This is a genomic window from Paenibacillus sp. 2TAF8 (assembly GCF_052114825.1).
In the GTDB taxonomy this organism is placed as follows: Bacteria; Bacillota; Bacilli; order Paenibacillales; family Paenibacillaceae; genus Paenibacillus.
Genome location: NZ_JBFRFN010000002.1, coordinates 678,724 through 704,544 on the forward strand (window position 1 = coordinate 678,724; position 25,821 = coordinate 704,544).

Annotated in this window: 22 protein-coding genes; 3 read left to right on the forward strand and 19 right to left on the reverse strand. The window is 46.2% G+C overall.

Annotated elements, in window-relative coordinates:
* Positions 1–28: 28 nt before the first annotated feature.
* On the forward strand, positions 29–853 hold the full coding sequence (locus AB4Z30_RS04935; RefSeq protein WP_441923835.1) for a protein-glutamine gamma-glutamyltransferase: 825 nt from the start codon (positions 29–31) through the stop codon (positions 851–853).
* A gap of 210 nt (positions 854–1,063) precedes the next feature.
* Here the strand turns inward: AB4Z30_RS04935 and infC are convergent, their stop codons facing one another.
* The 18 genes from infC to AB4Z30_RS05025 form a co-directional block, all read right to left on the reverse strand.
* Positions 1,064–1,555 (reverse strand): translation initiation factor IF-3, encoded by a 492-nt coding sequence (gene infC / locus AB4Z30_RS04940; RefSeq protein ID WP_441924217.1) that lies wholly within the window; start codon positions 1,553–1,555, stop codon positions 1,064–1,066.
* 120 nt (positions 1,556–1,675) lie between these two features.
* Complete coding sequence (locus AB4Z30_RS04945; protein ID WP_441923837.1) at positions 1,676–2,608, reverse strand: manganese-dependent inorganic pyrophosphatase; 933 nt, start codon at positions 2,606–2,608, stop codon at positions 1,676–1,678.
* Positions 2,609–2,819: 211 nt separating this feature from the next.
* Positions 2,820–3,143 carry a (2Fe-2S) ferredoxin domain-containing protein gene (locus tag AB4Z30_RS04950; protein ID WP_441924219.1) on the reverse strand — a complete coding sequence of 108 codons (324 nt, stop codon included), beginning with the start codon at positions 3,141–3,143 and terminating at the stop codon, positions 2,820–2,822.
* Positions 3,144–3,261: 118 nt separating this feature from the next.
* Positions 3,262–4,122 (reverse strand): metallophosphoesterase family protein, encoded by an 861-nt coding sequence (locus AB4Z30_RS04955; RefSeq protein WP_441923839.1) that lies wholly within the window; start codon positions 4,120–4,122, stop codon positions 3,262–3,264.
* 33 nt (positions 4,123–4,155) lie between these two features.
* Positions 4,156–5,163 (reverse strand): LLM class flavin-dependent oxidoreductase, encoded by a 1,008-nt coding sequence (locus AB4Z30_RS04960; RefSeq protein WP_441923840.1) that lies wholly within the window; start codon positions 5,161–5,163, stop codon positions 4,156–4,158.
* Positions 5,164–5,423: 260 nt separating this feature from the next.
* A complete protein-coding gene (locus AB4Z30_RS04965) occupies positions 5,424–7,367 on the reverse strand; it encodes an LTA synthase family protein (RefSeq protein WP_441923842.1) in 1,944 nt (647 codons plus the stop codon).
* Between the two features lie 376 nt (positions 7,368–7,743).
* Complete coding sequence (locus tag AB4Z30_RS04970) at positions 7,744–9,879, reverse strand: putative PEP-binding protein (protein WP_441923844.1); 2,136 nt, start codon at positions 9,877–9,879, stop codon at positions 7,744–7,746.
* Positions 9,880–10,111: 232 nt separating this feature from the next.
* Positions 10,112–11,518 (reverse strand): helix-turn-helix domain-containing protein, encoded by a 1,407-nt coding sequence (locus AB4Z30_RS04975; RefSeq protein ID WP_441923846.1) that lies wholly within the window; start codon positions 11,516–11,518, stop codon positions 10,112–10,114.
* A 371-nt stretch (positions 11,519–11,889) separates the two neighbouring features.
* Positions 11,890–12,876 carry an ABC transporter substrate-binding protein gene (locus tag AB4Z30_RS04980; protein ID WP_441924221.1) on the reverse strand — a complete coding sequence of 329 codons (987 nt, stop codon included), beginning with the start codon at positions 12,874–12,876 and terminating at the stop codon, positions 11,890–11,892.
* 228 nt (positions 12,877–13,104) lie between these two features.
* On the reverse strand, positions 13,105–13,542 hold the full coding sequence (locus AB4Z30_RS04985) for an Imm8 family immunity protein (protein WP_441923848.1): 438 nt from the start codon (positions 13,540–13,542) through the stop codon (positions 13,105–13,107).
* 31 nt (positions 13,543–13,573) lie between these two features.
* Positions 13,574–13,933 carry a hypothetical protein gene (locus tag AB4Z30_RS04990; protein WP_441923850.1) on the reverse strand — a complete coding sequence of 120 codons (360 nt, stop codon included), beginning with the start codon at positions 13,931–13,933 and terminating at the stop codon, positions 13,574–13,576.
* Positions 13,930–14,619, reverse strand: a complete 690-nt coding sequence (locus tag AB4Z30_RS04995; protein ID WP_441923852.1) for a 3'-5' exonuclease — start codon at positions 14,617–14,619, stop codon at positions 13,930–13,932. Before AB4Z30_RS04995 ends, AB4Z30_RS04990 begins: the two co-directional genes overlap by 4 nt.
* A gap of 5 nt (positions 14,620–14,624) precedes the next feature.
* Entirely contained in the window at positions 14,625–15,179 is a 555-nt protein-coding gene (locus AB4Z30_RS05000) for a histidine phosphatase family protein (RefSeq protein ID WP_441923854.1), read from the reverse strand.
* A gap of 20 nt (positions 15,180–15,199) precedes the next feature.
* Complete coding sequence (locus tag AB4Z30_RS05005) at positions 15,200–17,350, reverse strand: class I SAM-dependent methyltransferase (protein WP_441923856.1); 2,151 nt, start codon at positions 17,348–17,350, stop codon at positions 15,200–15,202.
* Positions 17,351–17,371: 21 nt separating this feature from the next.
* The gene (locus tag AB4Z30_RS05010; protein WP_441923858.1) at positions 17,372–18,205 is read right to left on the reverse strand and encodes a phosphotransferase family protein; all 834 of its coding nucleotides are present in this window, start codon (positions 18,203–18,205) and stop codon (positions 17,372–17,374) included.
* A gap of 58 nt (positions 18,206–18,263) precedes the next feature.
* Entirely contained in the window at positions 18,264–18,854 is a 591-nt protein-coding gene (locus AB4Z30_RS05015; RefSeq protein WP_441923860.1) for a GNAT family N-acetyltransferase, read from the reverse strand.
* A gap of 5 nt (positions 18,855–18,859) precedes the next feature.
* The gene (locus AB4Z30_RS05020; RefSeq protein ID WP_441924223.1) at positions 18,860–19,306 is read right to left on the reverse strand and encodes a RidA family protein; all 447 of its coding nucleotides are present in this window, start codon (positions 19,304–19,306) and stop codon (positions 18,860–18,862) included.
* A 70-nt stretch (positions 19,307–19,376) separates the two neighbouring features.
* On the reverse strand, positions 19,377–20,258 hold the full coding sequence (locus AB4Z30_RS05025; protein WP_441923862.1) for a helix-turn-helix domain-containing protein: 882 nt from the start codon (positions 20,256–20,258) through the stop codon (positions 19,377–19,379).
* A 125-nt stretch (positions 20,259–20,383) separates the two neighbouring features.
* On the opposite strand from AB4Z30_RS05025, the gene AB4Z30_RS05030 reads away from it, so the two are divergent.
* Both AB4Z30_RS05030 and AB4Z30_RS05035 read left to right on the forward strand, forming a co-directional pair.
* Positions 20,384–21,673 (forward strand): Gfo/Idh/MocA family oxidoreductase, encoded by a 1,290-nt coding sequence (locus tag AB4Z30_RS05030; protein WP_441923864.1) that lies wholly within the window; start codon positions 20,384–20,386, stop codon positions 21,671–21,673.
* A 233-nt stretch (positions 21,674–21,906) separates the two neighbouring features.
* A complete protein-coding gene (locus AB4Z30_RS05035; RefSeq protein ID WP_441923866.1) occupies positions 21,907–22,332 on the forward strand; it encodes a hypothetical protein in 426 nt (141 codons plus the stop codon).
* Positions 22,333–22,494: 162 nt separating this feature from the next.
* Here the strand turns inward: AB4Z30_RS05035 and AB4Z30_RS05040 are convergent, their stop codons facing one another.
* Positions 22,495–25,668, reverse strand: a complete 3,174-nt coding sequence (locus tag AB4Z30_RS05040; RefSeq protein ID WP_441923868.1) for a bifunctional cytochrome P450/NADPH--P450 reductase — start codon at positions 25,666–25,668, stop codon at positions 22,495–22,497.
* Between the last annotated feature and the right edge of the window lie 153 nt (positions 25,669–25,821).

Here is a 25,821-nt window from a genome sequence, read left to right on the forward strand (position 1 = left end):
GTTATTGAAGAACGGAGGTTATTGCCCCATGATTATTGTTGCGAATCAACCGGTTCAACTGTTTCCCTCCGATTGGTCTGCCTTTGAATGGTACTGGTTACAGCAGCTTCAAAACCGCCCAATCCGATATGTGTATCAATCCATGGATCATCTGCACTTTGAATGGAACTTAAGAGAATCTCTTGTAGACGCAGCCGAAGGATTGAATCGAAGTGGAGTCAGCTTTGCCTCATTTGAAGACTCGAGGTGTAACCCCGCCTTCTGGAATCGGAATGCCCAAGGCGGATTTGAGCTAAGACCGGATGTAACACCTGCTGACGGCATCAGAGATATATGGAGAAACGGGCGTTTATATGCATTTGAGTGTGCAACCGCTACCGTGATCGTGCTCTATGGAGGTGTGCTTGGGAGCATACGTGAAGAAGCCTTTAATTCGTTATTTCGTAACTTGCTGCTATTTGACTGGCATTATGACAGTGATCTGCGTTTGACGGAAAAAAACGGCAAGGAAACCGCACTTCCGGGTGACGTGCTCTATTTCAAAAATCCGGATGTCTCTCCCAAAACCCCTGAATGGCAAGGTGAAAACACCATTATGCTGCGGGAAAACTGGTACTATGGACACGGCATTGGCATTGCAAGCGGCCCGGAGATTATCCAGACCTTAAACCAGTTTCGGTTTCCCGGCAGCCGAACTTCAGCCTATTTAATGGATATGGTCATTTATCCAGATTTTCTTTACTTATCCCGTTATGCCAAGAATGCTTCCAGTAGTAACCCGGATGCATCCACACCTGTATTGCCTGGTCAAATGTATATTCGCGTAGGCGGGAGCCGTTATCTGCGGACTTAAATAGCCGATTATGCAGTCAATAAGTGGTTTTGGAGAATAGCACCCATGCTTAACTTAGACAAGAGCCCAATAGAAAGCAGCCATCAGGCTGTTTTTATATTGGGCTTGCTTCGATATCTGATATATAACATCAGCAATTGTCATTCACCCGCACACCGAGCCAACTTATATGCCATAAACCTTCAGTAACCGGCTATAATGTTTGAATTATTAGTTCAACGGGTCAAGTTGAACTACGACCTGTTTACCGCTAACCTGAACACCCGTGGTTTTACTGCCGTGTTCTTTTAAAGCCTTGCACAATTCTTCTGCCCACACTTTACCTGCGTCTCCTTCTTTGGCACCATGTACCTGGATGACAAACTTCACAGAATCACCTTTTTTCAGAATTCGTTCTGCTTGTGATTGCTTTACATCCCGGTCATGATCCTCCATTTGCAGATGCAGCCGGATTTCCTTCACTTTGCGTTTATCGGGGGATTTGCTTGCCTTTTTCTTCGCTTGCTGCGCTTCCTCACGTGCCGCACCCGCACCGATCAATTTACATGGGGGTGGACTAGTCAACAAGGACAAACATACGAGGTCAACTTTATACTTCTTGGCCAGCGCCAGCGCTTCGCTCGTGGACATAATCCCTAGATCTTCACCATTCAGTCCGGTAAGTTGCACCTCGGACGCTTTGATCTTTTCATTTTTGATGATCTGAGCCATGATTCTTCCTCCTTGACATGAAAAGCCTGTCCTGATCACTGAAGATCAGAGCAGGCTTCTTGGTATTGGATTTATTAAAATTCAATATGTGAGAAAGTTCCGTTCTGCAAATTACAGCGTGTTAAATGCTTCAGTCAGAACCGGTACGATCTGAGATTTACGGGATACAACGCCTTTAAGTAGTGCTTTGTTATCTGTTAGCGTTACGTTGTATGCTTTCTCAACCGCTTTGGTAGAAGCACCATAAGCCAGTCCAACGGAGTCATTGTTGAGAATGTCGGTAACGACAAACAAGAACAGGTCGAGCCCTTTACTAGAGATAATCGCTTCGATCGCCGCTTCAAGTTCCGGCTGTTTTACCAGGACATCATTCACGTCTACCGCGTTTACTTGTGCGATCTCAACTTTCGCTGTACCCATTGCGAATTCTTTCGCATCGAGGGAAATGAGCTCAGCGATTGTTTTCTGACTCAAATCCGCACCAGCTTTCAGCATGTCCAGACCGTAACTGTCTGCATCCACACCAGCAATAGCAGCCAGTTCACGTGCTGCAGCTACGTCTTGCTCTGTGCAAGTTGGTGATTTGAAGAGCAAGGAATCCGAGATAATGGCCGACAACATCAGACCCGCGATTGGTGCACTGATTTCAATGCCGTTTTCTTTGTACATTTTATTCAAAATGGTTGCCGTACAGCCTACAGGCTCTGCACGGAAATACAAAGGTTGGCTTGTCTCAAAATTGGCGATTCGGTGATGGTCGATAACTTCAACAACCGTAACATCTTCAATATCGCTAACACTTTGCTGACGCTCATTGTGATCCACCAGAATGACTTTGTTTACTTCGTTCGCTGCTGTTTTGATCAAACGTGGTGCTGCAACCTTGAAATGATCCAGCGCAAACTGTGTTTCGCCATTTACTTCGCCCAGACGTACCGCTTCAACTTCCTGACCCAATTTGCTTTTCAGATCTGCATAAGCGATTGCTGAACAGATCGTGTCTGTGTCCGGGTTTTTGTGGCCGAAAATTAGTGCTTTTTCCATATTCTTAGCCCTCCGTCAATTCGAGTTTAAGTTCAATCCTACCCTTGTTTGAATCATACCTTACTGATTATAGCGCTTATACGTCTTAATTCCAATCCCTTTACAGCGAATTAATTATAGCTTATGCAACAAGCTGTTTCGCAAGTGGCACACGCCGTGAAGCAAGAGGAATCTATTAGCTTATTGTCATCAACAGGTGTCCACGTCAGTTCTAATTTGCAGGGGTATTCGCTACATTTGCAATCAGATGTCCGTCAAGCTTTTCACCCTTACACAGGGCTTGTACAAGCTCCCGGCCTGATTCCGGGGTCATTTTGCCATACCAGTCCCCTTGCGGATATACAATCGTTACACATCCATCATCACATCGACCATTGCACTTTGTACGTGTTGTATGAATGAATCCTCCAGCCTGCTGTTGCGCAATTTCGTCCCGTACCGCCTGAGTAACTTCTTCTCCCTCATTACGCATACAAGTTCCACCGTTACAGAGTAGAATATGGTGCTGAAGTTGATCCAAATTATAGATAGCCAAACTCACTTCATTCCTCTCACATCAGTAGAATATGTATCTTTTTGATAATTGCATAGTATAACATTACAACTCTATAAATTAGCACATCTATCCAGGTTTGTGCAACGATAACTGAAATCTATAACTCAGGGTTCGGCATCTGCATTCCTTTTTTCACAAAGAACGTCTGCAAACAACCTTCCTCATCAATCTCCAGCAGATTTAACTGGGCACCGTAAGCACATCCACCGTCGATACCGATCTTGTCTCCCAGCGGATCCATCCAAATTCCAGGCTCATCCTGCAAATATTGCACAGGTGTATGTCCAAACACAACAATATCCTGAAGCATCGTCGGTCTGCTATAAAAAGGTTCACGAATCCAGATGAAATCTCGTTCAGACTGATTTCTCCATTCGGCTACATCCGGGTTGATCCCGGCGTGTACAAAAATATATCCCGGAATTTCATACGACAGCGGAAGCCCGTCCAGAAAAAGTAGATGATCCATATAATGAGAGCGCATCCATTGTTTGTCCTGAGCATAGGTTTGCCAATCCATCCGATCTCCATCATACGAAACGTCCAGATAACTTGCCAGTGTCTGTAATCCTCCATTTCGAATCCAATGTGTGTCGTACTCTTCCACATCATTTGTCAAAGCCTTGACCATCATGGCATCATGATTGCCCTTCAGAACGATGATTTTATTCTCCTGCTCCTGTCTTAGCTTCATAATCTGCTCAATGACCTGTTTGCTTTTGGGGCCTCGATCTACATAGTCACCCAGCAAAATCAACTCATCCTGCGAGGGATTGTAATGAACCTGTTCCAGCAATGCATTAAATTCATCATAACAACCGTGGATGTCACTGATGACACATCTGCGCAAGTGAATCTCCTCTCTTTCCGGGTGAGCCAGAAATATAGACTGGAACCCTCTCAGCCAGCAGCAACACAACTGCAGCCGAGCCGGGCAAGGTTCCAGTCCCAACCACATTTATATTCCCGTTCCTGTAGACTTAATCCTGCTTTAGTCCTGATGCAGGCCAAAAGCTTCTGCAATCAAACGGAAGGAACGCAGACGTGCCTCAAACGAATGAATGGCTGACGCAATGATCACTTCATCGGCTTCATGACGTTCAGCCATCGCGATAATTTTGTCCTTCACCTGATCCGGCGTGCCGATGATCGAGAAGGATCGGCGCTGACGAATCTGTTCCATTTCCATCGCTGTATATGGATAGTCATTCACCGTCTCCAGAGAAGGGAAGGACTTCTGTTCTAGTCCGCGTCCAAGTCGCAGGAAGAATAACTCATTGCTGCGAGCCAGTTCAGCGGCTTCTTCTTCCGTATCTGCACAGAAAGCGGAGACCGCAATCATAGAGTGGGGTTTGTCGTTCAGGATTGAAGGTTTGAAGTGGCGACGGTAGTGTTTCATCGCTTCCTCACCACCTGGCGTTCCGAAAAACTGGGCAAAGGCATAAGCAGTCCCTTGCGCTGCAGCAATTCTCGCTCCTTCTGAGCTGGAGCCCAGCAACCACACTTCAGGAACCGTTGGGACGGAAGGTCCGGCTACAAGAGAAGCAAAACGATGATCCTCAGGCAGCTGCTCATGGAAGTAACCTCCAAGATCCGCAATCTGCTGCGGGAAAAACTGTACGTTGGATGACTTTCCCTCGTTCAATGCCCTGCTCGCAATAGGCATGCCTCCTGGCGCACGCCCAATGCCGAGATCGATCCGTCCAGGGTGCAAAGCTTCCAGCAAACGGAAGTTTTCTGCCACTTTATACGCGCTGTAATGCGGTAGCATGACTCCGCCCGATCCGACCCGAATACGTTCTGTGTGGGCAGCCACATGGCCAATCATGATCTCCGGGCTTGAAAAGGACAGCGCACCGCCGCCGTGATGCTCAGACATCCAAAACCGGGAATACCCCAGTTGTTCGGCATGCTGTGCTAAAGTCACTGCCTCATGTAAAGCATCTTGTACATTGCGGCCCTCACTAATGTGTCCATGCTCTAGTACACTCAGTTTCATATATATTCATTCCTCTCGTCTGTAGGGTGATGTAAAGTAACGATCTTTCCTATTGCTTACTACTCCATTGTAACATTAAAAATTACAGTTTCAAACTTTACTTGATTTATTCTTATTAACCCCGCCATTTGAAAAAGAATACAAAAACGCAGCTAGCTTCTATGCTGGCTGCGTTACGGGATGTTGCTCGGCCTATCTTATTGGTCTACCTTATTTGTCCACCTTACTAATATGACACTGCACTATTCAACTTCTTTGAATTAAGGTGCTCGTTTAGGCAACAGCTTCACGTACTCGTCAGACAACTTCATCAGACTAAGCACATGCTCATAATCGGAACGATACGGTTCCAGATCTGTCACCCGTTCATAGGTTTTGAGTGAATAAGCAGTTCCATCATCAAACCCTGCCCCCGGAATGAACATAATGTCATTGTTGACAAACGAACCGGTCGGCAAGTAATAACGAATACCAAACGCGTTGTGATCCATATTCAGCAAGTCATGACCGAATGCTGTGAACTTCTCCTGCTGCAACGATACGCCCATGAGGTTCATGACGGTAGGCAGAATGTCCAGTTGACCTCCCGGCTGCTCGATCACTTGCCCTTTCGTCTGTTTCGGCGTATGAATCATCAGCGGAATGTTGAATCGGCTTACTTTTCCATCGTATGGGATATTCAGGTTTGCCTGAATCTGCTCTGTAATTTCCGGTTCCTCAGGCAATCCGAAATGATCTCCATAGAGCACAAGCGTAGTGTTATCCCATAAACCATTTGCCTTCAACTCGTTAATCAGCTGACCTACCGCGTAATCTGTATAATTGATCGCTTGCAAGTAATCACTCAGCAGTTTATTTGTAATCGCCGGCGGAATTTCAATACGCGCACGATCAGCAGGGACAGTAAACGGCGAATGGCTCGAGGCTGTGATGAACTGAGCATAGAATGGCTGATTTGCAGTCTGATGCGCAGTCATTTTTTCCACACCCACCCGATACAATTCTTCGTCCGATGGCCCAAAATCGTTGAATTTGTCATTCGTGAAGTTAGGTTTATCAAAGTATCGCGTGAATCCGAGGGCAGGATACATCTTGTTGCGATTCCAGAAGGTTACGTCGTTAACATGGTATGTCTCTGACTCATATCCTTCTTTGGCCAGCAATTTAGGCAGGCTTGGAAGGTCACGGTCACTATACCCGGCTGACATCGGCACGACCCCTGTAGGATATATGGATGTATTCGACATAAACTCCGCATCCGACGTATTTCCTTGACCGATCTGTTGGAAGAAATGAGAGAAATAATAGCTTTCTTTCGCAAGATTATTCAAAACCGGTGTTAATTCTTGCCCGTTCAACGAAGCGTTAATCGGAAAATTTTGAAAGGACTCCAGTTGAAGCACAATCAGGTTGCTACCTTTCGCCTGGCCAAAATACTTTGCCTTTACCGCAGCGCCGTTTGTCGCTTTGTTCTGGTATGGATATTTGCTCACCAATGCATTAATCTTGGCAATCGTTTCGTTAATATTGCCATTGGCAATGGCTTCATTTTCCTTGCTCGTCAGAATTGCCGAGGACACCTGATAGTTCAGAAAACCGAGATTTTCAGCCCGTACCAGCTCGTTATCAATCGTTTCCCCCTTGACGATAAAGCTGCCAGACAAAACGATGCAGAACGCCGCTGTAAGTGCAACGCCCAGTTTACCCCAGTAGCGTCTGCGATTTCTGCCAAATGTCAGGCTACTCTCCTGGTAACTGCTGCGATATGATCCTCTGCTCCGTCTACGTATGAACAACCAGATCGGCACAGCAAGAACAATATCGAGAAAAAACAAAAAATGTTGTGGACGAACCAATGGTCCGATACTTCCCCTGACCTGGGCAACCTGCCCAAGTTCACTTAGCGCAGTGTATGTCGGAACCGAACTGAAATGCGCATTATACAGCGTGGCTGCAAACAGAAGAAGTGAGAACAGAACGTTAAACGTTCCATATACCGTTCGCTTCCAGCTTAGCGGAACAATGAGATCCAGCACACATACAATGGTGAGTGCAGCGAGTGCATCAGTTAACATTCCTACGCCAGACAATCCATTAAAAAAGAAATAACGCAGAAGCGATAACTTCAGCAGCATTAAAATAAACAAGACGGCAAATAAAGTCCGTGAAGATGGCTGCCTGCTTTTATTTGTTGATGTAAACATGGTCGTTTTCAACCCTTATCTGAAATTTTTACGTTCAATTTACAAAACGCATATTTCAGTATAACAGTTTTCGTGTCGCTGTTCCATTGAGGTTATGCTATATAATTAGAACTAAAATGATTTACACGGGCACTCCAAAGACAGAATAACCTTTCAATCGCTGTTATCCCTAGATTTTTCTGATCCCTCTTTTCAAGGGGAAAATCTTGTGATAAATGCGAAGCCTATGCTTCCGACGTAGCTTTCTTTCAGAAAGCTTTTAGCTACGCTTTTACAGGTTTTTTCTGTCTTCTCCGTTCTTGTGTAAATGAATCGTTCTACTTATAAAGACGTCCACACTGGCTCAGATGTGTTTTAATGAAGGACAAGGATTGACTCAGGCAATCGTTGATATATCCTCGTTCTTCATACTTTGATTGTTATGTGATGCTCGTATGACTGCCTGTGCTGCTACAACTCGAGCCCATGGAATCTGCTCTGGTTTGCAACATACAGCCACTAACTTGATGTCATGGATAAAGTAAATGCACGCCGCATCCAGTATATGTTCACCGGTTATGGATGTTTTCAGATGTGGTTTGCGAATTCGCCCTTGTGCAGCTGCCATCTCTACTAAACTTCCTAACCCTTCTATACTAAAGGTATGAAAAGAATTACATTCCATCTGGGCAGTCACTCCCTCAACCAGCTCTCGCCCCGCTGTTTTCTCACGAGTGTTGCCATATATAGATTGTGTCAGAGTATCTGCATCAAACGAGATAAAGTCCGCATAACGTGCGATATGTGCTGCTGTCCATGCAACTTTTGCTGAGGTAACTGCAGCCCCTACCTTATATACACAATGGCGTCGCTCTTCACCAAGCACCTGATCCGCTACATGATCCACCAATGCTCTCATTTTTTGAATTTCTTGTACATGCTCCACATGCGGAATCATGATTTCGGGACGAACCCATAGCCCTTTACGAATACTCTTGACCGCTGCCCGGAAAATAGCCTCCAGTTGCATTTCATGAATCTGGGATAAAACCAATGCCGAATCATTACTTTGTAACTCCAGCACATTTTCATCCTGAAACAACTCTTGTAGCGGAAAATCAAATAATTGAATGTTCACCGGTCGTCCGTCCATCGCTTCAAAAAGACATTCCATATCAGACTGCTGCATCGGCAGCAATCGTTCCAGCCCACGCCTGCGATCTGCTTCTGTTTCGGCCAACAGCATCTTCTGCATATAAGGCTTTCTTGACGGAGACAACAGCATAGTCTCGGTTGTACATAACCCGATTCCCTCAGCATCCCATGCTCGCGCATGCCAAATCTCTGATATATGTTCCACCTTGGAAAGAATGGATAACTCTTTTATGTCATCAGCCCATTCCAGCAAAATTTTCAGTTCAGGCAACTCCTGTTGCATACCTGCTGCTATAACCTCTGATCTCATTCGGAGGAGTGCTTCCTCTTTTGAAACCAGCCCCTCATGTACGAAATTGACTGCGTTTATGATCGTAGCCAATGAACTTAATCTCGCAGGTTGCACATGTTGTATGCATACCGAGTCCGTCTTCACCACGTAGGTGAGTTCCAGCACTGTTCCTGTGCGTCTCTCTAGCTCCGTAGAGATCATCTCAAGCTCTGTATAGCGCTTTGAATTATTTCTTTTTAAGTAAGAGAGCGCATGCACCATTCCAGACTTGCTTCTTGACGGAAGATAATCTCCTATCATGCCTTGCTCCCCCGTTGCCGGATTACGGGTGTAGACTTTCCCTGAACCTTTATAATTGACGTCATTACCTTGTACCATGGCCTGTATAAGTACAGCGGACCCGTTTGTTGCTTCTTCCTTTGTTTGATCCTCAAGGGGATCAGCTCCATGATTCATCTTGTCAGCAGAACAGAACACCGCTCGAACAGCTGTTTGAAGTTGAGTAAATACATCCTGTGGAAAAGGACTTCCGCTGACCGCCTGAATCAAGTCCTTCCATTCTTCAATCAATAATTCAAGCTCCGTCTCTCCTGAAAAATAAGGCTCTGAAGCTGCAGGCTTCGCAAAAGTCATCTTATAGGGAATACCATGAACTAAGTGCCCGTACTGCTGAAGTACGGCCAGATAACATTGAAGCGCATAAAAACGATTGCCTGTCTGGTGAGCGAGACCTTCAACGGTTTCATCATTCAGACCCACGTATGATATAGCGTAGTTTTCTAATGCCGAAAAAGAAACAGCCTCATCTGATCGCACATCAAACAGGAGCGGATGGTTCGGGCCACCAAAAGATGTACCCGTTTGCTGCTCCAGCTGTCGGATGGCACTAACCAGCTCTTCCATGATTTCATCCGAAAGTTGACCAAGACGGGTACAATATGCGCGGCAGCCATCCGTCTTAACGACCATTCCCGCTGGGACAGACCATCCTTCTTGCATCCATTCTGCGAGAGCAGCCCCCATACTGTATGGTAGCCCTTTCAAGTCTACCCCACTTTCTTCCAACAAAATCACCCGTTTAGTCATTGCAGCTCTCCCATCTGCCGTCCATGGCTGTGATTAAAATAGCAGCGGTCTTAAATCTTGAACTGTGCTGCCTTCACTCTAATGTTATGTTGCATGAGCCTCTTCAAAGACTACAGGTTCAGCATTTTGTGAACGTTATTCTGTTTTTGTGTTAAATTTGATTCCGTACCAAGCAAAAACTCCCTCAGCATGAGCTGAAGGAGCCTTTGTTTGCTTTTTTGCATAACCACTACTACCCTATAAACCGCAAGATATCGTCGATTTTCTTCCCATGAGAGATCACACCATAGTTCATCCACGTCAAAAAATCTACCTCATAAACATGACAGCTCTTCACGGCAGGAAGTTGCTTCCACTCTGTTCTGTCCAGTAATTGTCGTTCCTCTTCAAAGCTTAAAGAGTCACGAGTATCAAAGGTAATCAGTAGATGATCAGCACCAAGCTGACTTAATTGTTCTAATCCAATGTCGACTCTGCGCTCATGTCGTGTCCACTGTGTCACATATTCATGAGGGTTGAGACCTAGATCCCGATAGATGACTGGGCCTACATAACCACATTGATCACCGTAAAGTGTAATTCCAGAAGCCGAAACACGGAGAAAAGCAACCGATTCTTTGCGCATACGTCCTTGCAGATGTCTTTTGGCCTCCATGGCTTTATCTTCATACGACTCAATAACGTCCTGGACTCTATTGTTTCTACCAAGCACGTCTGCCACCGATTTCAAAATGGCACGCCAATCCTCACCCTCTTGGTGTACATAATACACGGGTGCCACCTGTTCGAAACGATCCAGGTTCCATGTTTTATATCCCATGTCCAGCATGATGAACTCTGGTATATGTTCGGCCTGAAATTCGGCATCCTGCTGACTGACGTCAAATTCGGGCACATCATCCAGTTGTAAATAACGTTGTTTGCCCCAAGCCCGATGCGAACTCTGCAATATCGGCTTCACTCCGAGCGCCAACAGGAAATCTTCCAGATAAGGAGCAAACACACGCACCTCCTGGCGGTGATGACGACGGTACACGCCGGGTGAGACTCCCGAATATTGCTTGAAGCGGCGACTAAAATAATACTCATTGTTAAATCCCACATGACTCGCAATATCATGCAGACGATCATCCGTTATCTGTAACAGCTTTTTGGATCGCTCCAGTCGAACACGGTTCACATAATCAAGAGGAAGCTGGCCTGTCAATCTCTTGAAATGCCGCGTATAACTTGTTCTGGATAGACCGGCTCGGGAAGCTAGCTCGTCCACGGTGAGTATCTGATTATAATGTGATTCAATGTATTGAACGGATTGCTGGAGTGGGGTCCGATCATGATTCAGCTGAAGCTCCGGATCATTTTGACGAACGACAGCTCGGAACCACTGTTGGAACTGGATTTGCACATCCCACACGTCATGCACAACCGTAACATCTTGCTGGCGATATAACTGTTCTATACACTCCACACAGGCACTCCAAGGGGTATATGTAAAATTAATGACGGATATTATGTTGTCAGTAGCCAAACTTATTTCACGGTTAATAGCCTGCTTCTCCAGATTGTTTTGGATCGGCATTAGCTTGCCCGAACAGCTGTCTTCGAACATCGAATTCATAGCCAATTTATAAAACGCCAACGCCTCTCCTTCTCCAACATTAGTTGTTACAGAGAAAGAAACATCTCCACGCACCAAACATATGGAACCCGGTTCCAGCTTCGTTTGACCCTCAGAACACGTTAAAATGCCCCTTCCTTGCACCACAACAATGAAAGAATGAGCTTCCGTTTGCTTAACTGAATATGTTGAGCTTGTTTCCAATGTATAATCTACGTATTCTATGCGTTGTAAAGAGCAGAGCCATGGCTTGGTAATGATGTGCTGTATTGAAGCGTACATTGTGCATCCATCTTCCTTATGTGAGAATTGTTATCAATTAGAATCAGTGTAAACGAAAAAAGAAAGCTCTTCAACCCACGCTGAAGAACTTTCTCTATTCAACTCATAAGTTATGGCGTCATCTTTTCCAACAAATCATCAATCTTCATGGAATTTGCAATGACTGCTCCGGACTGCCAGTGAGACCTTTCCATCATGTAGACATGTTTATTTTTAACTGCAGGAAGCGACTGCCACAGTTTTCCGTCCAACATGCGGATAGCCTCCTGATTTTCTGCGGAATCCCAGGTTCCGTTTGAAGGAAACACGATAATGTGATCGGCATCCAGACTCGGAATCGCCTCTTCGGACAGAATCTCTTGGTACTCTTTCATATCTCGTACAAGTGGATGTGGAGTAAGTCCAAGATCAGAGTAAACAAATCCGGTCAACCGATTTTTGGCCCCGAATAACGCCAATCCTTTGTCTGCTACGTTTAATCTCACAACTGCAACCGTCTCATTTCCAATGGTTTGTTGTAATTTTGCTTTCGCATCTGCAATTTTTTGTTTGAATTGCTCTTCAAATGCTACCCCTTTTTCTGGTTGCCCTACAATATCGGCAATTGTCGTCAATACCTGATTGGAGTCCTGAAGAACACTCTCCGGCAGACGGTAGGTTGGGGCTACCTTGCTATATTGTTCGTATTGGGTTGCATCTGCCCCACCATCAACGATGATCAGATCCGGGTTATATTGCAAAAGTGCCTCAATGCTGCCTGTCGTATCAAACTTTGGCGCATCCAACTTCAAATAATCCTGTACTCCCCAAGTGGGATGATACCATTGCACAACAGGTGTAATATCCAGCGCTTTGAGATAGTCCTCGACATAGATACCCGCAATACGTTGTGGATGAACTGGGATCYTTACTTCTCCAAATTCATCCTTTACAACACGTGTCGCGGCGTTCGAGGCTTCCGTTTCCACACTGGTGCTCTTCTTGGCATCTCCCTGTTGTGCTGACGTTTCTTTATTTGCGCTACAACCGGATATCACCATTGCAGTGAGCAATAACAACATCAACCACCCTTGAATTCCTTTGCTCCGTCTTGCCATCATGCATTTCCCCCTATGTCTAATCTGTAGATGTCATCATGAGAACAGAATACTTTAATCTATAATGATAATCATTCTCATATAACTCTGTAGGTGAATTGTACATGATGTTGACCCAAACTCACAATACACATTTGAGACCTCTTTTTTATACAAACGAAGCATTCTTGATAAAAGATACCCCTGCTACGAATCTACGAAGCAGGGGCAATTTTATCTACACGTGTTCTAATCCATACTCTCATCCGTATGTTTTCTGATCATCTCCAGAAGTTCTTCCTCACTATTCAAACGTATGGAATCCGTATATTCCCAGCTGAAATAAGGAGTAAGGCTATTAGCTACTTCTTTCCATGTCTCCCTTTGATGTTTAAGAAGGATCTGTTCTATCTTTCTAGTAATCATTTCAAAGTCTAATCTATTCACAATAAAATATCTTGAACCTGAGATGATATCTACGCCATCTCCAAGTTCTCTCTCAAGCGCTTTTGGGGTTATGATTCCAAAGTCAAAACAATCCGCTCCATCACCGTCTTCAGTTCCGATACAAGCGGTACCTGACAAATAAAAGTCATCTCCAATATCTTCTGTTTCTGTGAATTCTAATTTGCCATGGATATTGGGATTTCCTGTAATGACAATCTCTTTTAGTACGGGTTGAATCATGTAAGCACACCTCATATCTTCCCTGATCTCCTTACTCTTTAACGTAACCCTCATACAACCGATTCACAAACGCATCCTGCTCACCATCTTGCAGCAAATAACAACCGATCAACCCAAAATCATCGCTGACATAACCGGCTAACTCAGGTTCACCCGTCAAGCTTATCGTTCGTTTAAAGGCAATCTCCCTGATCTGTCGCAGCACTTCATCTTCTGCAACAGCAGAGTCCCCGGCATAGCGTTCATAAGCCTTCATCCACTCATCAGCAAATGGAGCTTCATCACGTTTATCCAGATACGCCTCTACATCCAGTCCTTCGAAATTTCGTTCGCAGAGCAAGCGTTCTTCTTTCAAATCCTGTAACAATAGGTTCACATCGTCCCTACTCATTCTGTCACTCCTTCGTTCTCCTTTTTCAAATACATCTCCGGAATAACAAAACGTTTCATGTGTTTGCTAGCATCTGCTGTAAAATGATCCAATCCTCGTTTCTCATACTCATCGAGCACACATTCGAATATCCGGGCAATAATACCACAATCTTCCAGAGCATCATGTCTGTGAATGCCTTCTGTATTCAGATCGTAGTACTGGATAAGAAAGTCCGTAGAGACAACATCCGTTACCTCGGGATGAATATATGTGAACATCGCCTTGGTATCCAACACCTTATTGGTAAGCATAGTTAACCCGTATTCTTGACAATGTCGCTCTAACATAGGTAGGTCATATTCATACCCTGCATGCGTCACGAGCACCTCGTCTCCGATGAAGCTACAGAATTGCTCATACACCTCATTAAAATGCGGTGCCTTTAACATTTCATCATTTGTAATACCGGTAAGTTTCTCTACCGCTGCCGGAATCTGTTTGGATGCCCGAACTAGAGAAGAGAAACTAGATTCGCCAAGGCCCGCTCCCCTTTTATAAGGCACTGCGCCAAACTGAGTGATGCTCTCCACAGTCGTATCAATACCTGTTCCTTCCAGATCAAATATGCAATATGTTCTATCCATCAGCGACGTCACACTTAATTCCTCCACCGTATATGTATCCGGCAAAAACGTAATTTTCATATATTTCACTCCCACATTCTTGTAATCTGTAACATGTTGTCAGCTCTATCCAAATCCATTCTGTAGATATCCGGCATCGTGGTGCTCTTCCAAAACTTGAAACCGTAATTCGGGTCAACATGCTGAAAAATAAGGGTCATGATATCACCATGTGTACCAATCACGATCTTGTTCCCCCTGTGCTCGTCCAACACCTGTTCAATTATGTTAACGGCTCTCGCCTGAGCCTGAATTCCAGACTCTCCACCTGGAAAAGCGAACGAAGCATCAAGATACAACTGTCGCTTAGCCTCATGAAAATCATCATGTTTGACATGGGAACCCGACAACGCACGTTCACGCAAATCTTCAAAGGTCAGCACAGGCTTTCCATACAAGTCAGCCAAAATCTGAATGGTTTGCACCGCTCGAAGATACGGACTGGAGTAAAAAAACGCTATGTGCTCTGCTTGCAAAAGATTGGCCACTTTCTTCGCATCCAAATCCCCCTGCTCAGTCAGTCCACGCTCGCGCTCCTTGCCTTCGATGAACCTGGATTCTGCATGTCGTACAAAATACAAGCTTGTATAAGCTCCTGTGCTCATCCAGCAATCTTTCCCTTCTTCTCGATTACAATCAGACAGGTGCTGTCAGGCAAGGACACAGGTTTACCCTGTTCATCCATAAAATTAATCCGCTCTGCTAGTGCTTCGGTATACCCCTTTTGCAGGAAATGACGTAGCATGATGATTTCTGCTTGCTCACCCAACGTTTCACGTATGCATTCCTCATAGGCTTGCGGTGTAAACACGCCAAACTGCTCCTGAATTTCGTGTACATAAGCTTCCTCACCCCAAGTATAGGTGTACAGAAACTCCATCGCATCATTAATCGGCATCATCACTTCATGATCCGATATACGTTCGAAAGTAATCTTGCGCCCCTTGAAATCTGCTGCATAACGCTCCAGCCAACGCAACCCGTCCGGCTCCAGGAATCGAATTCGTCTTTTCTGCAACTCGGGTTCGCTCATAATACCGTCTCGGATAAGGATTCTTCCACCTGGGGAGAGCACTTGAAAAGCACTTTGCAGCGCGGCCGCCACCGTATCTGTATTGAATCTGCGTCCGTCACGTTCAATGTAGGAATATAACTCGTGCAGAATGGAGGAAAAGATAACCGTATCCACTGTGCCAGACTCCACATACTGATCCAGCTGTAGCGCATCCCCTTTCACCACATGCCAGCGATGGGATCCCCGTTGCTTTTTACGCTCCAGTGCTTCAATCACGTTGGCCGAAATATCGATGCCAATCGCCTCAACTTCCGGTTTCTCCTGCTCAATCAGATCGAGCAATATGCCGCCCCCTGGACCAATGTCAAGCACACGCTTGCCCACCATGTAATCCAGTAGTACTTTTTTGTAATCCCCCGAACTGTTCATATCCGAAAGATACGTCTCTTCATTGTGGAATCGGTCGTATGYATCCCGGCGCAAGCCAAACAGATCAAATAACAATAACACCGCCTGTTCGTACAACGGAGATTTCTCTGCTTCGATGCAAAATGCAATCAGTTTCTCGGCCGCAGGCGAGAATTCAAAGGTCACAAATAGCGTATCTGGCAGATCAGGATATCGTTCAACTCGATGTCCAAGATGTGGATAAGGCAGTTGCTCGCCAGCGATAATCTGTTCCCAAGAATACTGTTCCAAATATTTTTCGATCATACGTTTCTTGTAAATATTCAGCTTTTTGAGACCCTTGTAGTCGTAATACATCGTGTTCATTAACGGTTCAAAGCTTATATGACGAATGGAAGAGGTCACGGAAGAATCCATTGATTCCTCCTCCGTTTCCCTATCCCATTCTCCGCTGTGAAGTGCGAGCATAAATACCTTGACCATCTCTTCAAGTGAATAATCTTGCATGGCTGACTCGACATACCACAAGGTACGTGAAGCAATTGGAGCTAGCTGCTGCCCGATCGAAAACTGCTGTTCAAGTTTGGCATACGTATCATCGATCGCTTCGCCTTGCTGGATCGCGTTGCTTCTCAGACGGGATAATCGTTCTTTCACACTCCAATCTGTGTGCTCGGTACCTGTTACAATCCAGTCCACAATCTGCTCTACTTCGTCCTGAACATGCTTCCAGAGCCTAGGATCAACGGCAGCAATGATACATTCATTCAAAGCCATCAGCAGGCTGTGCAGTTCACTGTCGGTAACCCAGCCTTTGGTCATTAAAGAACGCAATGGTATATTCTCCGCAAACGGAATTTCACCCCGTATGTATTGTCCAATTAATCCGTGTGTTGATATTAGAATGCGAATGATCTCCTGTTTCGGAGACGTTGCCGATTCCAGCCCATTCGCTCCATCTGTTGTATATAGACTATATAGCTGGGCTGAGCCAATATTATGTACAAACAGGTTAATGCCCTGCTGCTGCCACGTTCTGCGCTGTTCCAGCGAACCTGCTTTTGCCGTCTCGGACCAGGCCAGTACTTCCTCCAGTAGCTCCTTCATCCAGAACGAAAGCTGGAGTTCGTCCAGCACCTGAAGTGTACGCTCAGAGTAATCCAATACTGCATTGCTCTTCTGAAGCTCAGCAATAGAGTGAATACGTTCCAGATTGATTCTCGGCTTCTCCGCCGCTACTAACCATTGCAGCCATTGTGGCTCATCTTGCAAATATTGTTGTGACTTTCCTGATTTATAACGTTGGATTACTTCCAGCGCATACAGCATGGATTCTCCACCCTCTTTATCTCATGATGTTGTAAGAACCGTTTCATCCAGCAAGCGGAGTTTGTCCCTCACAAACTGAAGTAAGTGCTCCGCTTCCGGTGAAGGCAAGTTTTCGTCTAAACGAGCAGCAGCTACGGGTAACATCCAGGCATCAATCTGCTCACGAGAGATTCCGGAAAGAGAGATGTAATGAGCTAAGTACTGCTGCAAAATCAAACTTCGAGCCCGCTCAAATCCTTCCCGAATTGCAGGTTCTGCATCGTCTGGCAACTTGCCGCTTTTTAATATTACCCACGTTCTGGCCACATCACCCGCAGGATCACCCGCCATTCCCGTCATCCAGTCGATGACACAATGTTGTCCCCCGTCTTTGCTCAGCATCACATTATCAGGATGATAGTCACCGTGACAGATCACCCGCTGCTCAGGCAATTCGGACAAATAATGAATCAGACGCTCATGTTCAATAGCGGAAAAGCTGGATACGCGTAGAATCGCATGCTCCAGAATCTTTTTCTGAGAAGGCAATGTGCTGTCCTCAGCCTGTATCTGGTGCAGTTTATAATGAATTGCAGCCATTGTCGATGATAACTGTTCCAGCAATTCCGGCTGCTGAATCATCAGAGATAACAGGGTTGTTCCCTCAAACCGTTCAAATACGATGCCCGTGCGCGTAGCGTGATGTATTTGTTTTACAGTACGAGGTACGGGCAACCCCTTATCATATACGAACTGACTGATGTGATATTCATTCTGTACCGCTTCTCCTGAAAACCCTGTCCGGTATAATTTCAAAATAAGATCATCTGCATAATGGTAGATTTCCGCCGTTCTTCCTTGACCCATCAGCTTCATGTACTTACCCTCCCGAGAGTATGAACTCCTCATATTTAAAGCTTTTAGTCTTGTTCGCTTACTTGAACTCAATCCCTCTTACTTTGGAAAAAATCATCGTATCTACCCATACACCTGTGCGATCCTGTTTTATTCTGCGCAGTACACCTTCCAGAGTGTACCCTAACCGTTCAGCTACCTTGGCACTGCGGACATTTCGCGCATCACAACGAATCTCAAGCCGATTGGCCTGCAGATGCAAAATCGCAAACTGTTCAATCCCTCGTACAGCCTCTGTGACCAAACCTTTACCTGATCTTGAGGTCCGCACCCAGTAGCCAATCTCGAAGCAGCGTGCGTTCCAGTCTATCCGGTGCAGACCACTACTGCCAACAAACTCGTCCGTAATTTTATCGCGCAAGTGCAGCATCAGATCACTGCGTTCCATAAATTTCAGTCTGGCTTTTCGCACAGATGCTTCTGACTCTTCTAATGAAGGAATATTCTCTGCAAAAGGTAACCATGGTCGTAGCTCATCGGCACTTTCCCGAATGGCTGCATTAACATCCGCCCCATCCCCCCACTGCGGGGCTCGAATAGTCAGACGTTCCGTGTGAAAACTCTCAGGAAAATCGAGCATTATAGGAAGCAACACCCTTGAATCTGTCATGAAACCTACTCCTCTACCTGAAAAATCGAATCAATAATCAGCGGAAGTTGGTCTCTGACGGAGGCAGCCCCGAAGACGGACCTTGCGTGCACTCCCTGTTCTTCAAAAACCTCTACCATCAGATCCGAGAACCCGTTCAGCACCTTATGGTGCTCCTGATAAGAAACAGATGCGTTGATAAACCCTTGCACCTTCACGACCCGTTTGACACGATCGAGCGATCCCAGTACATCCCGCACAACAGCGAGTACCTCAAGTCCGGCGTTCCGGGCAAAGTCATACCCCTGTTCTGTCGTAAATTCCACGCCAAGCTTGCCGCGCTCATCCGTAGCTGGGCCTTTTCCTGATACATACATGATTCCATTCACAATTACGGCGTTTGCATATTTCCCCGCAGGAGCGCTGGATTGCGGAAGCATGATTCCCCGTTCCTGCAGTCTGGCTTCGATCATACTCATCCTCAGGACCTCTCTCTCATTTTCCAATAAGATACACCTCTGATGTTATCATGTTATCGCGTTTTTATACTTTTTTAATTCCATCCCGTTCGTTGTATTCCTGCCTGTACGTTCTCGGTGACATCTGGACCGTGCGCTTGAACATCTTGCCAAAATGCGAAAAATTGCCAAACCCCGCCAGCAAGGCAATATCGGTCACTGACTCTTCACTCTCACGGAGTAGACGCTGAGCCTCCTTCACCCGCAGTAAATTCAAATAATCGCTGAAGGCAAAACCCGTCGTTTGTTTAAACAACCGGCTTAGATAATGAGAACTGATCCGAAACTTGCCTGCCACTTCTGGCAGCGTAAGCGGGCTCTGGTAATTTTCATTCAGATAACGGACAACGATTTGAATCTTGGGGTGAAGAGCAGGGTCTTGATCATCCATTTGTATACGTCCCAGATGACGGTGGCGGTACGTATGCAGCAGCAACTCCAGTGTACGGTGACGCAACAACATCCCACTTCCCTCGTCAGGCTTTCGCATTTCTTTCACCATCTCCGCCACGATCCCCTCGGTCACTTTGGCGATATGAGCGGGGAATCTCACAATGGGTATATCCCAGCGAAAAGGCTCGGTTAACCCCTCGGCCAATTCACTTGAGACCAACATCGCAGCAAATAGTCCAGGTTGCAGGTATAACACAATTCGCTCATGGCCTTGCATTCCGCTTTCCAGTGTTTTATGTACCGTGCTACGGTTCACAAATACCAAGTCCCCTGCTTTGATTCGATACGACCGATCTTTAATAAAATAAATACGCTCTCCAGAGAGTAAATAATACAATTCGTAATGGTCGTGAAAATGATCACCCGGCATGGAGTAATACCCGATACGGCGATCGTATTCCATATGTAATAAATCCGTTGTATCATGGTAGTCCGCACGAATGGCTTCGGTCATGTTGTTCTCTCCTTTTTCACAATTATAGCAAAATAAGCGGCATTTGAAAGCGTTTACGCATAAAAAGCGGCGAAAGAAGTGCTCCTTTGTTATAGGCTAAACCTACATTCAAGGAGGCGATATGCATGGGTAACAAAAAACGTTATGTATTGGTCGGAACAGGCGGTCGTGCCGAATTTTTCTATGGTGCCTTGACCCGGGATTTCAATGAAACTTCAGAGCTTGTCGGCTTTTGTGATATTAATCAAGTGCGTATGAATTATGCAAATAAGCTGCTTCGAGAAAAATATAACTATGCTGAAGTACCGACGTATTTGGCAGATCAGTTTGACCAGATGATTGAGAATGAGAAGCCAGACTATGTTATCGTGACCAGCGTGGATCGGACTCACCATAAATACATTATTCGGGCCATGGAACTGGGCTGTGACGTAGTTACCGAGAAACCGATGACCATCAATGAAGAGAAGTGTCAGGATATTCTGGATGCCGTAAAACGTACCGGACAGAATGTACGTGTCACATTCAACTATCGTTATGCACCGCATCACACGAAAATACGGGAGCTTATTCTGGACGATGCCATTGGCAAAGTGACGTCCGTGCACTTCGAATGGCTTCTAAATACCCGCCACGGGGCGGATTATTTCCGACGTTGGCACCGGGACAAGCGCAATAGCGGCGGATTACTCGTACACAAATCGACGCATCACTTCGATCTGGTGAACTTCTGGATTGGCTCACAGCCAGATACCGTATTTGCATTTGGAGATCTGATGTTTTACGGCAGAGAAAATGCCGAGGATCGCGGGGTTACTCAATTTTACAACCGTGCTACAGGCAACCCGCTCGCTCAGGATGATCCATTTGCCCTGCATCTCGATTCCGATGAGCATCTGAAGTCGATGTATCTGGATGCCGAGACCGAAGATGGTTACCAGCGTGATCAAAGCGTATTTGGTGAAGGCATCAATATTGAGGATACAATGGGTGTTCTGGTCCAATATCAGAATAAAGCTATCCTGACTTACTCCCTTGTCGCTTATCAGCCATGGGAAGGTTACCGCATCGCCATTAATGGAACAAAAGGACGCATTGAGATGAGCATTATCGAACAATCCTACGTCAATTCACTGGGTGATAAGAGCAAAGAAGGCGCTTTGATCGGCAAAACGCTGCGCGTGCTTCCAATGTTCGGCACACCTTATGATGTTGAAGTTGAAGAAAAAGAAGGTGGTCATGGCGGAGGCGACCCTGTACTGCTTAACGATCTGTTCGGCGCGCCGTCTGAAGATCCGTTCCATCGTGCAGCCAATCACGTGGATGGCGCCCGCTCCATCCTGACAGGTATTGCAGCCAATCGTGCCATTGCAACAGGCCTTCCGGTTAAGGTCGATTCCTTGGTACAATTCTAAATTCGTTGATAAAGGCAAACGAACACATTTGTTATACTAACATATAGCGCTTATTAAAAAAGGCAAAAGATTAGAGATCTGGAATCTCTGATCTTTTGCCTTTTTGGTTTTTCATTACACAAGCACATACCTCCCAGTACGTATCATCTAGCATGAACATGGGCTGCCAAGTATTCACCATCCTCCTTGCCCCGTTCATATACTAGGTATAAATGACGAACGGAGGATGACTTATGAGCTGGCAGCATCTTCGTACAGGCAAAACACTTCAGCAGCGGTTGACCCAATTTCAGGGACATCTGGCTGAGCTTAATGCCCCGCGTACCGGTCTGGAGCCTGGACGTATTCGGAAGGTATTCACTCGTAACTTTGTCAAAATCAATCATCAATTATTTATCCCGCTCAGCCTGAATTCCATTCGTGTATTCAACATTCCACGCACAAAGCGAGGAATTCGGGTTGGCATTCGTACAACATTTCCTTCACGCAACGCATTCAGGAACATCAGACTGGTTGGCGTTGGTCTCAATTATATTGAGCTGCAAGGTAAAGGCAGAGTCCCTTCGCGTATTCTGTTTCCCCTTTCCAGCGTGGAGTCCATTTATCGACCTCGCAAGCGAACCTATAAACGGAAACGTCGCTGTATCCGCCGCAGGTAACCTTGAAGGAGCTGCCCGTTCTAGATACCTGCAACAGCTCCTTGAACGAAAAAAGCGGTGAGAAACGTTTGTCTCCGCTTCTCACCGCATGGCTTCATGTCCTTCGCCGGTGCACAGTAACTCAGCACCCTCCAATCACTGAACCACTTCCATAGAATTCAACTACACTCCTGTCCAGACATCTTTGGCATAACGACCTTGTTCCTGAAGCTGGTTAAGCCAGGCTTCTGCCTCTTCTTCAGTTTTGCCTAGAATGTCTACATAAGCCTGTTTGAGCGTTGCCTCCACATCGGGAGCCATCTTACTTCCATCTCCACAAATGTATAGATGCGCCCCGTTATCCAGCAAAGGAATCAACAGATGTGCATCCTCTTTCATCCGATGCTGAACATAACATTTCTCTTCACCTTGGAGACGGGAGAACGCTGTATGAAGCTGCACAAGCCCCTCTTGCTCGGCGGCTTGTAGTTCGTTTTTGTACAAATAATCATGTTCGGGATTGCGGCATCCGAAGTAAAGATGGGCTTCCCCAACCCGTTCACCTTGTTGTTTCAATTTATGCCTTGCTTGCAAGAACCCACGGAATGGCGCCACACCTGTTCCCGGACCCACCATAATAATCGGCACCTCCGGGTGCTCAGGCAACTGGAATCCGGATTCCGGGGTACGGACAAACATCACTACCTCGTCACCAGGCTTCAGCCCAGCCAGATAGTTGGAAGCAATACCTTTGTATATCCCTTGTCCGCTCCACGCAGGTGCCTCTACCACACTTACTGTAATGCTCGCTTGTGCTTCCTGTACTCGCGGCGAGCTGGAGATGGAATAATATCTGGCCTTCAACGAAGGCAGCAGCTCCAGGAAACGTTCAAACGGCAATTCACATGCTTCATATTTCTCCAGATAGTCCAGCATGGATATCCGTTTACTGCGCACTTCATTCATATAAACCGTTTCATCCAGCAGCGCTTCAAGCTCCTTCTTATGCGGAGGGCAGACCGTATGTGCAGCAAGYTCTCTTAACTGCGCACGAGTTGCAGCCTCCTGCAACTCTACACTGTGGCTGAGCAAGTCGTACAGGTTCACTGGCTGTTGCAGCGGAAGATGAGCTGCGCTTCGGCCCGATGCATCCAACACCAGATGCTCGGCTCCGGTAAACCCGTAGCGGCGAAGGACTCGCTCCACCAGCTCCGGCGGATTTTGTGGTAGAACGCCCAGATGGTCGCCTTCCTTGTAAGTGATTCCCTCCGGAAGTTTAATCTCCAGATGTCTTGTACTCCGCTCACTGCCTGCATCATGAAGCTCCCGATTCTCCAGCACAGCAGCTATATGTGCATCATACGTTTCTACAAGCGGAGTAACCGCCATGCCACTGACAAAGTGTACGGACAAGGAGTTGCGATCACTTGTTGAGCCAGTGTTTAGCTTCAAATCCAGCTTCCGTGCCAGGTCAGGCCAAAGCTGTTCCGTCCAATCCTCCACCTGCTTCTCAAAATCACCACTCGCATCCGACTCACCAAGGGATGACAGGCGCTTTGCTCCCCGCAAGGCCAGCTGTTCATCAATCAAACGCGGAATGCGCTGATACGTACTGGTCCAGTTGTGATCACCGCATCCAAGAACAGTATAGCTCACACCCTTGAACTCATCTGCATCTGCGTGCCTAATCCACTCTACGAACATTTTGGCGTTGCTTGGGGGCTGACCATTATAGGATGCACTGACAATGATGACAGCTCCTTCTTTAGGCAGATTGCCCACGCGGTCATCCAGCGCAGCGACTTCGCTGCGGAAACCTTGATATCTGGCGGTATCTGCAATTTCACGCGCGATGCCCTCTGCCGTCCCCAGATTGGAGCCGTACAGGACAAGCATAGGGGTATGATGTGCATCCACGACATCTTGCTCATTCTTTTTCACAGCAGTAGTAGGCTCTTGCACAGCCAAACCAGGTACAGCCAACACGGGTTGACCTCCGCGTGGACGAACTCGTATAACAAAATTGTCAGGTTTAAGTGTCAAGGTCTCTTTGACCTTCAATTGATAATTCATATGATCAATGAAGTCAAAATGCTTCAAAACCATGCCCAGCACCAGCGTCGCTTCCTGAAGAGCAAACTGCTGTCCGATACAGGCACGTTGACCGTTACCGAACGGTTTATAAGCGTTGTGTGGCACTTTACTTGGATCTTCGAACCGCTCAGGCCGAAACTCTTCTACGTCGTCTCCCCACGCCTCACGGTCACGGTGCAACTTGGGTATAAGCACGCTGACACTATCTCCTTTTTGAAGCGGATATTGTCCGCCGAGCACTGTATCTTCTTTTGCATACAAGGAGAATGCTGGCGCGGTTGGCCACAAGCGTAATGCTTCACTCAGCACCATACGTATATATTTCAATTGACGAACTTGGTTGTATGTTGGCACCGGATCTTTCAGAATGTCATCTGCTTCCGCCTGAGCTTTCGCGAGTTTATCCGGATTTTTCATCAGGTAGTACACCGCAAAAGATAACAAACCACTGGTTGTCTCATGCCCTGCAATCAGGAAAGTAATGATCTGATACCGAATATTTTCATCATCCAATGTTTCGCCTGTCTCCGGGTCTTTGCCGCTAAGCATGTGAGAAAGAAGATCATCTGCCCCATCCTGCGGCTGTGCCTTGCGCTCTGCAATGATGTGATCGACCAGCGAGAACATGGAGCGGATATCCTGTTCAAATTGTTTCTTTTTGCTAATCATCAATTTATCCTGCAAACGCAGACGCTGTAATGAACTCATGGATTCATCCAATGCCCTTACCATGCTTGTAATGAATGGATGCGGTTCTTCCCGATAGAAGCTGTTGAATCGGTAATTGAATCCACACAGGCCAATAGTATCCAAGGTCAGACGGGTCATATCATCGGGCACATTGACTGATTCATCGGGATTCAATCTCGACCATTTCTGCACCAGCTGTACGGCGAGATCCACCATTTTGTTATGATACCCCTGCATTGCGCGCTGGCTGAAACTTGGGAGCAGAACATTATGTGCCTTTTTCCAGTTAGGCTCGTCTGTCCAGCTAGTAAAGAGTCCATCTCCGGCAAAAGCACGTACCTTGGCGAGGGGGGCCCACACTCGTTTATCAAATTTGGATTCGTCCGTAACCTCGGCTACATATTTCTCACTCGAAATATAAAGCTCACTTCTTCCAGGGTAATCCATGCGAAAAATAGGACCGTACTCACCTGCCAGCTTAACCAAAGACTGGGTTGGCTCGTCGAAATTCAACTGCGGCAGATTACCTAACGGGCCGTAAGTTTTGGGCTGAGGCACTGAAATGGATGACATAGCTCTCACTCCTTCTTTTTCTCAAAATGTAAATGATGAGTTCTGAGGCATAGCATGTTAAATCAGATTTCACTTGAATCCATCTTTTAATCACGTGTTATGTGTGTGATATGTCATACCCAAAACCAACTGACCATAATCGTAATTCAGTCA

Bases quoted from the DNA above. Each gene is read 5' to 3' on its own strand.
- AB4Z30_RS04935 (WP_441923835.1), top strand. From the start codon at position 29: ATGATTATTGTTGCGAATCAACCGGTTCAACTGTTTCCCTCCGATTGG.
- AB4Z30_RS04945 (WP_441923837.1), bottom strand. From the start codon at position 2,608: ATGGAAAAAGCACTAATTTTCGGCCACAAAAACCCGGACACAGACACG.
- AB4Z30_RS04955 (WP_441923839.1), bottom strand. From the start codon at position 4,122: ATGTGGTTGGGACTGGAACCTTGCCCGGCTCGGCTGCAGTTGTGTTGC.
- AB4Z30_RS04960 (WP_441923840.1), bottom strand. From the start codon at position 5,163: ATGAAACTGAGTGTACTAGAGCATGGACACATTAGTGAGGGCCGCAAT.
- AB4Z30_RS04965 (WP_441923842.1), bottom strand. From the start codon at position 7,367: ATGTTTACATCAACAAATAAAAGCAGGCAGCCATCTTCACGGACTTTA.
- AB4Z30_RS04970 (WP_441923844.1), bottom strand. From the start codon at position 9,879: ATGACTAAACGGGTGATTTTGTTGGAAGAAAGTGGGGTAGACTTGAAA.
- AB4Z30_RS04985 (WP_441923848.1), bottom strand. From the start codon at position 13,542: ATGATTCAACCCGTACTAAAAGAGATTGTCATTACAGGAAATCCCAAT.
- AB4Z30_RS04990 (WP_441923850.1), bottom strand. From the start codon at position 13,933: ATGAGTAGGGACGATGTGAACCTATTGTTACAGGATTTGAAAGAAGAA.
- AB4Z30_RS04995 (WP_441923852.1), bottom strand. From the start codon at position 14,619: ATGAAAATTACGTTTTTGCCGGATACATATACGGTGGAGGAATTAAGT.
- AB4Z30_RS05010 (WP_441923858.1), bottom strand. From the start codon at position 18,205: ATGAAGCTGATGGGTCAAGGAAGAACGGCGGAAATCTACCATTATGCA.
- AB4Z30_RS05015 (WP_441923860.1), bottom strand. From the start codon at position 18,854: ATGACAGATTCAAGGGTGTTGCTTCCTATAATGCTCGATTTTCCTGAG.
- AB4Z30_RS05020 (WP_441924223.1), bottom strand. From the start codon at position 19,306: ATGATCGAAGCCAGACTGCAGGAACGGGGAATCATGCTTCCGCAATCC.
- AB4Z30_RS05025 (WP_441923862.1), bottom strand. From the start codon at position 20,258: ATGACCGAAGCCATTCGTGCGGACTACCATGATACAACGGATTTATTA.
- AB4Z30_RS05030 (WP_441923864.1), top strand. From the start codon at position 20,384: ATGGGTAACAAAAAACGTTATGTATTGGTCGGAACAGGCGGTCGTGCC.
- AB4Z30_RS05035 (WP_441923866.1), top strand. From the start codon at position 21,907: ATGAGCTGGCAGCATCTTCGTACAGGCAAAACACTTCAGCAGCGGTTG.